Source organism: Burkholderia sp. Se-20373, from assembly GCF_017104705.1.
GTDB lineage: Bacteria > Pseudomonadota > Gammaproteobacteria > Burkholderiales > Burkholderiaceae > Burkholderia.
Window position 1 is genome coordinate 1 of the sequence record NZ_JAAGPH010000199.1, and the last position, 10,610, is coordinate 10,610.

Sequence of the window (10,610 nt, forward strand, 5' to 3'; positions counted from 1 at the left end):
TCTTCCGGCCGGGCGTGCCCGCGCTGACGCATTTCCCGGCGGACGCATGGCGCCACGCGATCGACCGCGCGCTGCGCCGCGCCGGCCGTGACTTGCTCGGCTATGGCGACCCGCTCGGCGAGCCCGCGCTGCGCGAATCGATCGCGCGCCACCTGGCCGTGACGCGCGGCGTGCGGTGCGATCCCGAGCAGATCGTGATCACGGAAGGCGCACAGGGCGCGATCGCACTGTGCGCGCAGTTGCTGACGAACCCGGGCGATACGGTGTGGGTCGAGGAGCCCGGCTATCGCGGCGCGCGCACCGCGATGCAGGCGGCCGACCTCGACGTCGTGCCGATGCCGGTCGACGCGGAAGGGCTGCGTGCCGACGAGGATGACTGGCGCGAGCGGACGCCGCGCCTCGTCTACACGACGCCGTCGAACCAGTTTCCGACCGGCGCCGTGCTGTCGATCTCGCGCCGGCTCGCGCTGATCGATGCCGCGCGCCGGCATCGCGCGTGGATCATCGAGGACGACTACGACAGCGAATTCCGCCACACCGGCGAGCCGATCGGCGCGATGCACGGGCTCGCGCCCGATTCGCCCGTCGTCTATCTCGGCTCGTTCAGCAAGACGATGTTTCCGGCGCTGCGGATCGGTTTTCTCGTGCTGCCCGATGCGCTGCTGGCCGCGGTGCGGCCGGTGCTGCCGGAGATGCTGCGCGGCGGGACGCGCCACGTGCAGCTCGCGCTGGCCGATTTCATCGAGACGGGCGAGTACGGCCGCCATCTCGGCCGCATGCGCCGGCTGTATCGCGACCGGCGGCGCTTGCTGCTGGCTTCGCTGGACGGCAACCTGAGCGTGCCGCATCAGATCGAGGGCGGGCCGTGCGGGCTGCATCTCGCACTGCGGCTGCCGGCGCGCTACCGCGATCGCGCGATCGTCGACGCGGCGCGTGCGCATGGCATCGGGCCGTTTCCGCTGTCGGGTTTTTCGATCGATGCGGGATCGGCGGGCAACGGGCTCGTGCTCGGCTTCGGCAATACGTCGGCCGACGCGTTCGAGCCGATGTTGCGGATGCTGTCGGCGATCGCGGAGGGGGTGGGTGGGGATTGACGTGGGTGGCGGCAGGCCGCGCGGGTGGCATCACCCGCCGCCGGTGATCTCCGCGACCGTATCGCTTGCGATTTCACTTCGGGATCCCGACAAGAGAATCGAGTCATGAATGTGCGAACTGGATCGGTGACGACCGTCGTTGCTCCGGCTGCTTTCGCCACGGGAGCCGAGCGCTCTCGTGCGACGGATGACAATCGGACTTGTGCGGATTGACGAACCGCGCACTTTGTTAGAAACGAACCCCGTCGCGGCTCCGCGTCTGCCGCGCCGCCCGGCATTCGGGTTTCGATTCGTATGTTCGAACCGGCCGCGTGGACTATAAATGGATGGGTGTACCGGGCCGTGTCGAGCGCCTGCGCGTCTCGCGCATGTCGGCGCCGTGACTCCCGGGGGAGGTGCACCGTGGTTCGCCAGACGCTTGCTCGCGCCGTGCTTTGCACCGCGTTGATCGGGGGCGTGTTTGCCGGCTGTCTGCCGGCCCCGCCGGCCGCCCTTGCCGGAACCCTCTCGCCGCCCGTCACGCCGCACCCGATGAAGCAACGGCCGGCTGCCGCACCTTACGCGATGCCGGTCGATTTTCCGGCGATCGTCGACCGCTACGGCCCGGCCGTCGTGACCGTCATGACCGCCGCCGACCAGCAGGCGAGCGGCCCGTCCTTCGCGATCCTCGATCCCGACGATCCGCTCGCCGCGTTCTTCCGGCATGACGCACCGCCGCCCGCGCAGGGCCCGCAGGGGCAAGGCCAGCAAGCACAGGCGCCGGCACCCGACACCGCGCCGCGCGCGGTATCGGGCAGCGGCTCGGGTTTCATCGTCAGCGCCGACGGCCTGATCCTCACGTCGGCGCATGTGGTCGACGAAGCGACCGACGTGACGGTACGCCTCACCGACCGCCGCGAATTCAAGGCGACGGTGCTGGCCGTCGACCCGCAAAGCGACGTCGCGGTGCTACGGATCGACGGGAAGAAACTGCCGTTCGTGCGCATCGGCGATTCGTCGAAGGTGCGCGCGGGCGAGCCGGTGATGACGATCGGCGCGCCGGACGGATCGGGCAACACGGTCACGGCCGGCATCGTCAGCGCCACGTCGCACCGGATGCAGGACGGCAGCGCGTTTCCGTTCTTCGAAACCGACATCGCGCCGAACCCCGACAATTCCGGTGGCCCCGTCTTCAATCGCGCGGGCGACGTGATCGGCATCGCGGTGCAGGTCTATACGGGCCCGGACCGCTACGCGAGCACGACGTTCGCGATCCCGATCGCGTTAGCCGCAAAGGTGCGGGCGCAACTGCAGAAGCAGATGCAGGCGCAGGCGCAGCAGTCCCCGGCGCCGGATGCGTCGTCGTCCGGCAATGCGATCGGTGTCGACGTGCAGGATGTCGGCATCGGGCTGGCCGCGGCGTTCGGGCTGCCGCGTCCGGCGGGCGCGCTCGTCAACGGCGTCGCGCCCGGCTCCCCGGCTGCCGTGGCCGGCGTGAAGCCCGGCGACGTGATCGTGAAGCTGGGTGACAAGACGATCGGCCGTTCGGCCGAACTGAACGACCTGGCCGCCGCGCTGCCGCCGGGCCAGAAGGCGCCGCTGCGGTTGATCCGCAACCGCGCGCCGGTGATGCTGACGATCACGGGTGCCGACGAGGCCGCCGGCAACGCGGGTGCGACCGTCGGCATGGCTGCGCCGAAGGCGGCTGCACGACCGGCGGCGGGCGCAGCGGCTGCCGACGGCGGCGACCGCCTCGGGCTGACGATGCATGCGCTCAGCGACGACGAGCGCCGCTCGACGGGGCTCGCGGTCGGGATGATGGTGGACGCGGTGCACGGCCCGGCAGCCAAGGCCGGCATCCAGCCGGGCGACGTCGTGCTGGAGCTCAACGACACGCTGCTCGAGACGCCCGACGACATACCGACGCTCGAAGCGAACGGCAGCGTGATCGCGGTGCTGATCCAGCGCAACAACGCCCGGAAATTCGTGTCGGTGCATGCGCGCTAGGGCGTTGACGCACTCGCTATCGTCCGCCTACCATCGTTCGATCTCGCACGTAGTCAGCGAGGCATTCAGGAGCCATCCGGCATGAACGCAGCATTCATCATCGTCGTAGTCCACAGGCGCAGGGTCCGGTAGCGGCACCGCGCCGGCACCCATGCGCCCCCGACTCGTTCGGGGGTTTTTTTTGCATTGCGCACGGCCGTGCGGCACGTGCATGGAGGGCATCCGCTTGCAATCGAACCTGCCGATCGCTTCCGAACGGGCGTCACCGAGACTCGCGACGCTGATCCTGCTGTGTGCGTGCTCGGTGCTGCCGCTGAGCCTGTTCCTGCCGTCGTTGCCGGCCATCGCGCGCGACCTGCGCGCCGACTATGCGCTCGTCGCGCTGTCGCTCGGCGGTTACGCGGCGGTGGCCGCGTCGCTGGAGTTCGTGATGGGCCCGCTGTCGGACCGGTTCGGGCGGCGGCCGGTCGTACTGGTGAGCGTCGGCGTGTTCGCGCTCGGCTCGCTCGGCTGCGCGATGGCGACCAATATTCGTGCATTCCTGGCGTGCCGGCTGATGCAGGCGGCGATCACGTCGGTCTATCCGGTATCGATGGCGACGATCCGGGACACCGGCGGCGGGGCGCGCGCCGCGAGCCGGATCGGCTATGCGGCGATGGCGGCCGCGTTCGCGCCGATGCTCGGCCCGACGCTCGGCGGCGCGCTCGACCAGGCGTGGGGCTGGCGCGCGAGCTTCTGGCTGCTCGGCGCGGCGGGCATCGCGTTGCTCGTCTGGTGTGCGTTCGACCTCGTCGAAACCCATGCGAACCGGTCGTCGAGCCTCGGGCAGCAGCTTCGCGCGTATCCGGCGCTGCTCCGTGCGCGCCGTTTCTGGGCTTATGCGCTCTGCATGGCGTTTTCGACCGGCGCGTTCTACGCGTTCCTGGCCGGCGCGCCGCTCGCCGCGCAAACGGTGTTCGGCATCGCGCCCGCGGAGATCGGCTTCTACATCGGGACCATCACGGCCGGCTTCGTGTGCGGCAGCTTCGTGGCGGCGCGTTACGCGCGCCGCTACGCATTGGCCACGACGATCCTGCTCGGACGGGTGGTCGCGTGCGCGGGGCCGTTGATCGGCCTCGCGCTGAGGTTCGGTGGGGCGACGCAGGCGATCGCGTGGTTCGGGCCGTGCGTGCTGGTCGGCATCGGTAACGGGCTGACGAATCCCGGCGCGCATGCCGGCGCGGTGTCGGTGCGCCCGGAACTGGCGGGCAGCGCGTCGGGGCTGGCCGGCGCGATGACGATCGCCGGCGGCGCCGCGCTTTCGTCGTTGACGGGGGCGGTGCTGACGGCCGGCAACGCGGGCTATGCGCCGCTCGCGATGATGCTGCTGTCGGCCGCGATCGCACTGGCGGCGGCCGTCTGCGTGAGGGTGTTCGATGCGCGGGACGCGGGGCGGTGACCGCAGACGCGCGGCGTCGCCTCGCAGAGCCGGGCATGGGGGTGGGCACGGCTACCGTGCCGTGGACGATTGGCGGACAATCGATCGATTATCGGGAGACGACGAACCCGCCGCGCGCCGGGCATGCTCCGACGCGCGCAGCGCGACTGGACGAGGATGCGATGAGCGACTTTTCTGATTTCCAGCGAGACATTGCCGACGCCGCGAGAGCGACATTCAGGGCGCTGCGGGCGTTGCATCCGGACGAGCATTTCTATGCATTCGCGCTGTATACCGACAGCGGTGCGATGACGGTGGTGCCGGCGGCCAATTCGGTCGAAGGGCTGCGCCGGATCCGCGCGCAGCAGGCCGTCCCGGACGACGACCCGTGGTATGCGTGGGGTTGCTCCGAATGGGCGTACGCGGCGGCGGAAGCGTCGCCGTTCAATGCGATCTGCGGCAAGCTCGCCGATGACGTGCTGAGCCCGCAGTTCGTCCGCTCGAGATTCCCGGAGTTCGCGCGGCAACTGCACGCCGACATGATCGCGGCGTTGCGCCTGCTCGACCGCGAAGGCTTGTTCGGCACGGGCGACGACAGGGCGGCGATCACGCTGTTCGTGTCGATCAGCGACGACGATGCGGCCGAGGCGCTGGAAAACGAATCGGCGAAGGCGCTGAATCCGCCGGCCGTCGCCGACGCATTCCTGCGCCGCTACGACTGACTGAAATCGGGATCGCGCACGGCGGCCCCGCGCAGGCGGCCGCCATGCGTGCTGCGTGTCGGCTTATGGCTTACGGCTTCGCGCCCACGACGAATTCGAACGTCGCGACGCCGTCGACGCCGCCCGTGACGCGATCGCCCGGCTGCAGCGCGCCGACACCCGCCGGCGTGCCGGTGAAGATCAGGTCGCCTGCCTTCAGCTCGACCGAGCGCGACACATACGCGATGACGTCGGGCACGGCCCAGATCATGTCGGCCAGGTCGCCTTGCTGGCGCGTGTCGCCGTTGACCGCGAGCCAGATGCGGCCCGTCGTCGGGTGGCCGGTGGCCGCTGCGGCGCGCAGCGGGGTCACGGGGCCTGATGCATCGAAGCCTTTCGCCCAGTCCCACGGACGGCTCAGCTTCTTCGCTTCGGCCTGCAGGTCGCGGCGCGTGAGGTCGACGCCGACGCCGTAGCCCCACACGTGCGACAGCGCGTCGGCCGGGTCGATCGACCGGCCGTCCTTGCCGATCGCGACGACCAGCTCGATTTCGTGATGAAGGTCGTTGGTCAGCGGCGGATAGGCGACGGTGCCGCTGGCCGGGACGATCGCGTCGGCCGGCTTCGTGAAGAAGAACGGCGGTTCGCGGTCGGGATCGGCGCCCATTTCGCGCGCGTGGTCGGCGTAGTTGCGGCCGACGCAGAAGACGCGGCGCACCGGAAAGCGCGCGGACGACTGATCGACTTCGACGGAAGGACGCTCGGCAGCGTCGATGACATAAGCGGACATCGGATGGCCTCGTTCGGTGATAGGACGGATGCCGCACTCGTACGGTGCACGGGTCGGCATGCGTGCAACGATACCCGACAGCCGAGTGGCCGGATGCGACGCAACTGCGTTTTACCGGGACAAAACTACGCGTCGGCCGCCGCCGGTGCGTCGTCGCCGTCCGGCAGCGCGGCGTTCGCGTCGCGGTACGCCTTCGGCGACACGCCGACCCGTGCACGGAAGCGCCGCGCGAAATACCCTTCGTCGCGAAAGCCGACCGAGCGTGCGATATCGGCGATGCGCCGGCTGGTATGGGCCAGCAGCGACTGCGCGAGCGCGATCCGGCGCTCGGTCACGAGATCGGTAAAGGTGCTGCCGGTTTCCTTGCGGACCAGGTGCGCCAGGTAGTTGGGCGACAGGAACGCGGCCTCGGCGGTCGCGGCGAGCGTCAGGTCCTCGCGGGTCAGGTTGGCGCGCACGTGGCGCAGCACGCGCGCGAGCGCGTCGCGCCGGCCCGCGCGCTGGGCGCCGCGCTGCGCGAGCTTGTCCAGCGCGCCCGCGTACTGCGTGCAGACGAGCCCGATCAGCTGCAGCAAGTAGCCGCGCAGCAGCGTGGTCGAGCCGAACGTGCGCACGCGATCGGTGTCGAGCATGCACAGCGCGAGGCGGCGCGCTTCTTCGTAGGTGTCGCCGGTCAGGATGAAGTCGAGGTGTTCCTGGAAGCGGAACGGCGTCAGCTCGGGAAAGCGGTGCGCGGGCACGTCCTCGAGATCGAGCGGGTCGACGTCGAGATCGGCGCGCAGGAACGCCTGGCTGAAGTTGATCACGATGAAGTGCGCGCCTTCCGGATGCGGGATCAGGTGCTCGCGGTGCGGCAGCACGAACGCGAGCGCGCCGCGCGGAAACGGCCGCGTGACGCCGCCGATCCGCTGCTCGGTGTCGCCGCCGAGATTGAACTGGATCTGGAAATACGCGTGCCGGTGCGGCTCGGTGATCGCCTGGCGCGACGCCTGGTCGCGGATGTAGAAGTCGAGCCGGTCGCTGCGTTCGGGCATCCCGTACAGGCGCGGCGGGGCGATGGAGGGCATGAAGGATTCTGCTGTTCGTGACGCGGTTGAGCCGCGATGGTACAGCGAACCGGGCGGGACGGCGATCTGTGCGGCCGCATGGCTTCGCCCGGTGTCGCTCGCGGCGTGCCGCGCGGCGGTTACTCGTCCGGATGGAAGCCGAGATAACCGGCGTGCGGGTTGGCGCTACCGGCACGCTGGCTTGCCGCGCCGACGGACCCGAGCGCATCCAGCGTCGACGTACGGTTCGACAGCAACGTCCACGCGATGGTGTCGTCGGCGCTGGCCGGGGCCGATTCCGACGCGCGCTGTGCCGTCAAAGCCGTCAGCGCAGCAAGCAGCGCGGCGGCCGACGGCGCATGGACCGCGAACCCTTCGTTGGCCACCGCCGCCGTATCGATCCCCAATGCCGCGCACAACCGCGCCCGCAGCGGCGTCTCGGCTTCGCTTGCCGCACGCGAGCGCGCGATGTGCTCGCGGGTGTCCGCGTCGACGATCGTGCCGCCGCGGACGAACGGCGCCTGCTGCCACGCGTCGGGCGTGCATTGCTTGCCGTCCGGCACCAGCGGCACGAACGGATTCACTTCGGCCGGATAGATCCGGCACACGAGCGGACGCGCGTCGTAGATCGCGCATCGCAGGTCGTCGAGCAGGTTCGGGCATGGGCCGGCATGGGTCGCGGTGAGCATGACCGTGATGCGGACGGGCAGCGAGCCGCTGAGCGCGGCGCTCGAGCGCACGCGCTTGTACGCGGCGAACGCGTTGTCGGGTTCGGGCTCGACGAGCCACGGCATCGCATCGCACAGCAGCTCCACGTGGCCGCCGCGCTGCAGCCACGCAATCGCCTCGTCGATCGTCAGCGGAATGCGCAGGTCGCGGCAGCATCCGCCGCAGCCGTTGCAGGCAAAGTCGATATCGGTGGGGGTGTCGTTCATGCTTGATTCGATACGGATAACAGGGTGCCGCGAAGCGTCGCGACAGGGCAGCGGTGCGCGTTCATCGGGTGACCAGCGGCGCGACCCGGCGCCGCAGCTCGGGCACGACGTCGGTGTCGAACCACGGGTGGTGCTTGAACCACGCCTGGTTGCGCGGCGACGGATGCGGCAGCGGCAACACGTCGGGGCCATAGTCGCGCCAGGCGTGCACGGTGTCGGTCAGCGTGGCCTTGCGCGACTCGCGCAGGAAATGCCGCTGCGCGTACTGGCCGATCAGCAGCGTGAGCCGGATCGACGGTAGCTCGGCGAGCAGCCGGTCGATCCACAGCGGCGCGCATTCGGGGCGCGGCGGGTTGTCGCCGCTTGCGCCTCGGCCCGGGTAGCAGAAGCCCATCGGCACGATCGCGAAGCGCGTCTCGTCGTAAAACGTGTCGGTGTCGATGCCGAGCCAGCCGCGCAGCCGCTGGCCGCTCGCGTCGTCCCACGGGACGCCGCTCGCATGCACGCGTGCGCCCGGCGCCTGCCCGACGATCAGGATGCGCGCGTCGCGATGGGCCCGCACGACGGGGCGCGGGCCGAGCGGCAGGTCGGCTTCGCAGGCACGGCACGCGCGGATTTCGGTGAGCAGCACGTCGAGCGGCGCGCGCGTGGGTTTCGGCATCGAATCGGATCGGGGACGGAGTGGTCATGCGGCGTCACCCGGGGGCCGCGTGCCGGGCGCCGGCAGGCGGCCCGGGAAAGGCGTGGCGCGGGAGCGCGCGCCGCCTGCATCACGCGGTACGCATCACGCCTGCGACAGGCCCGGTGCGCCGCTTTCGGCGACGGCAGCATCATACAACGCGGTTTGTGCGATCGCCCGGGCGATCCCCGCGTCGTCGTGCGCGCCGTCGAGCATGCCCCAGCGCCGGTATTGGGACAGGAACCACTCGCCTTCGCGCGGATCGGGGCGGTTCACGGCGCCGCCGTCGTGGAAGCGGATCGGCAGCGGCGGCACGGCGAACGGGCCCGAGCCGTAGTCACCGAGCAGGCGCGGCGCGATCAGCCGGGCCGGCACGCCGAGCGCATCGGGCGATGCGAGCCAGTCGGCCGCCTCGCGACGGTGCGCGGCGCTGTCGAGCCAGGCGCACGCATCGACGAGGGTGCGGATCAGCGCGCGGGCCGTGGCCGGATACAGCGCGACGAAATCGCGCCGGGCCGCGAGCACCTTCTCCGGATGATCGGGCCAGATCTCGCTCGTGACGGCAACGGTCCGCCCCGCGCCGCAGGCCTCGGCCACCGCATGCCACGGCTCGCCGGCGCAGAAGCCGTCGAGCTCGCCGCCGGCGAGCGCGGCCACCATCTCGGGCGGCGGGATCACGACGCTGCGCACGTCGCGCAGCGGATCGACGTCGTGCGACGCGAGCCAGTGGTTCAGCCACATCGCGTGCGTGCCGGTCGGGAACGTCTGCGCGAGGAGCGGCTTGCGGCCGAGCGTCGCGAACGCGTCGCGCACGCTGCCGCCGGCGCGATACGCGTCGGCGAGGCCGCGCGACAACGAGATCGCCTGGCCGTTGCGGTTCAGCACCATCAGCGCGGCCATGTCGGCCTGCGGGCCGCCAATGCCGAGCTGCAATCCGCAGACGAGCCCGTACAGCGCATGCGCGGCGTCGAGCTCGCCGCTCAGCAGCTTGTCGCGCACGGTGGCCCACGACGGCTGGCGGCTGAGTTCGAGCGTGAGGCCGTGCCGTTCGCCGAGGTTCAGGCGCTGCGCGACGATCAGCGGGGCCGCGTCGCTCAGCGCGACGAACCCGAGGCGAAGATGTGCGCGTTCCGGCGCGGCGGGAGAAGAGGTATCCATGGCATTCATGACTGGGGTGACGCGTCGACCAGTTGCCGCGCGACGTCGACGATGCGCAGGCCCTGATCCATCGCGCGCTTGCGCAGCGCCGCGTAGGCATCGTGTTCGGACAGCTTGCGCGCGTCCATCAGCAGGCGCTTCGCGCGGTCGATCAGCTTGCGCTCCGCGAGCTCGCGCTCGACGTCGGCCAGCCGGCGGCGCAGCGCGTCGTCGTGCGAGAAGCGGGCAAGCGCGACTTCGAGAATCGGCGCGAGACGCTCGGCCGACAGCCCTTCGACGAGATACGCGCTGACGCCCGCGCCGACCGCCGCGCGGATCAGCGACTGGTTGGCGTCGTGGCTGAACATCAGCACGGGGCGCGGCGCGGTGGCGTGCATCACGGCGAGCTGCTCGAGCGTGTCGCGCGACGGCGAATCGGTATCGATGATCACGACGTCGGGATGCTGCTCCTCGACGGCGGCCGGCAGGCGCGCGGGCGTCGCGACGTCGTTCAGCATCTCGTAGCCGAGGTGCGCGAGCGCGTCGCCGAGCTCGCCGATCGGCTTGTCGGTGTCGGTGACGAGCAGCACGCGCAGGCGGGGAGAAGAAGCAGACGGACTCATGACGCGGACGGCGGCGGCGAAAGCGTGGCGCGATGGGCGGAGCGGGGGCGGCGGCCCCGTGCGGACAGCGTGTCGGTGCCGTGCGCGGCGGCACGGCGGCCGGCGCCGCTGTCTTCATGATAGGTGGGCGGCCGGTGCCGCGTGGTGTCGCGCATGCTACGCGGCCCGGGACAAGGCCGTTTCGATCGCGGCACCCGCGTCC

10 protein-coding genes are annotated in these 10,610 nt (G+C 70.8%); 4 read left to right on the forward strand and 6 right to left on the reverse strand.

Annotated features, from left to right (window positions below; all coding sequences use genetic code 11):
• The 4 genes from G3N96_RS35195 to G3N96_RS35210 all read left to right on the forward strand — a co-directional run.
• Positions 1-1,094: PLP-dependent aminotransferase family protein (locus G3N96_RS35195; protein ID WP_206140047.1), on the forward strand; the 1,094-nt coding region annotated here is incomplete at its 5' end.
• 402 nt (positions 1,095-1,496) lie between these two features.
• Positions 1,497-3,080: a trypsin-like peptidase domain-containing protein gene (locus G3N96_RS35200; protein ID WP_206140048.1), complete on the forward strand. Its 1,584-nt coding sequence runs from the start codon at positions 1,497-1,499 to the stop codon at positions 3,078-3,080.
• 226 nt (positions 3,081-3,306) lie between these two features.
• The gene (locus G3N96_RS35205; protein ID WP_206140049.1) at positions 3,307-4,518 is read left to right on the forward strand and encodes an MFS transporter; all 1,212 of its coding nucleotides are present in this window, start codon (positions 3,307-3,309) and stop codon (positions 4,516-4,518) included.
• Between the two features lie 161 nt (positions 4,519-4,679).
• A complete protein-coding gene (locus tag G3N96_RS35210) occupies positions 4,680-5,219 on the forward strand; it encodes a DUF4303 domain-containing protein (protein WP_206140050.1) in 540 nt (179 codons plus the stop codon).
• A gap of 70 nt (positions 5,220-5,289) precedes the next feature.
• Here the strand turns inward: G3N96_RS35210 and G3N96_RS35215 are convergent, their stop codons facing one another.
• The 6 genes from G3N96_RS35215 to G3N96_RS35240 form a co-directional block, all read right to left on the reverse strand.
• Complete coding sequence (locus tag G3N96_RS35215) at positions 5,290-5,988, reverse strand: fumarylacetoacetate hydrolase family protein (RefSeq protein ID WP_206140051.1); 699 nt, start codon at positions 5,986-5,988, stop codon at positions 5,290-5,292.
• Between the two features lie 125 nt (positions 5,989-6,113).
• On the reverse strand, positions 6,114-7,055 hold the full coding sequence (locus G3N96_RS35220) for a helix-turn-helix transcriptional regulator (protein ID WP_089458991.1): 942 nt from the start codon (positions 7,053-7,055) through the stop codon (positions 6,114-6,116).
• A gap of 119 nt (positions 7,056-7,174) precedes the next feature.
• Positions 7,175-7,969 (reverse strand): YkgJ family cysteine cluster protein, encoded by a 795-nt coding sequence (locus tag G3N96_RS35225; protein WP_206140052.1) that lies wholly within the window; start codon positions 7,967-7,969, stop codon positions 7,175-7,177.
• Between the two features lie 61 nt (positions 7,970-8,030).
• Complete coding sequence (locus G3N96_RS35230; RefSeq protein ID WP_206140053.1) at positions 8,031-8,630, reverse strand: uracil-DNA glycosylase family protein; 600 nt, start codon at positions 8,628-8,630, stop codon at positions 8,031-8,033.
• Between the two features lie 123 nt (positions 8,631-8,753).
• Entirely contained in the window at positions 8,754-9,806 is a 1,053-nt protein-coding gene (locus G3N96_RS35235) for a CmpA/NrtA family ABC transporter substrate-binding protein (protein WP_206140054.1), read from the reverse strand.
• 5 nt (positions 9,807-9,811) lie between these two features.
• On the reverse strand, positions 9,812-10,408 hold the full coding sequence (locus tag G3N96_RS35240; protein ID WP_124577201.1) for an ANTAR domain-containing protein: 597 nt from the start codon (positions 10,406-10,408) through the stop codon (positions 9,812-9,814).
• Positions 10,409-10,610: the final 202 nt, after the last annotated feature.

Bases quoted from the DNA above. Each gene is read 5' to 3' on its own strand.
- G3N96_RS35210 (WP_206140050.1), top strand. From the start codon at position 4,680: ATGAGCGACTTTTCTGATTTCCAGCGAGACATTGCCGACGCCGCGAGA.
- G3N96_RS35225 (WP_206140052.1), bottom strand. From the start codon at position 7,969: ATGAACGACACCCCCACCGATATCGACTTTGCCTGCAACGGCTGCGGC.
- G3N96_RS35230 (WP_206140053.1), bottom strand. From the start codon at position 8,630: ATGCCGAAACCCACGCGCGCGCCGCTCGACGTGCTGCTCACCGAAATC.
- G3N96_RS35220 (WP_089458991.1), bottom strand. From the start codon at position 7,055: ATGCCCTCCATCGCCCCGCCGCGCCTGTACGGGATGCCCGAACGCAGC.
- G3N96_RS35240 (WP_124577201.1), bottom strand. From the start codon at position 10,408: ATGAGTCCGTCTGCTTCTTCTCCCCGCCTGCGCGTGCTGCTCGTCACC.
- G3N96_RS35215 (WP_206140051.1), bottom strand. From the start codon at position 5,988: ATGTCCGCTTATGTCATCGACGCTGCCGAGCGTCCTTCCGTCGAAGTC.
- G3N96_RS35235 (WP_206140054.1), bottom strand. From the start codon at position 9,806: ATGGATACCTCTTCTCCCGCCGCGCCGGAACGCGCACATCTTCGCCTC.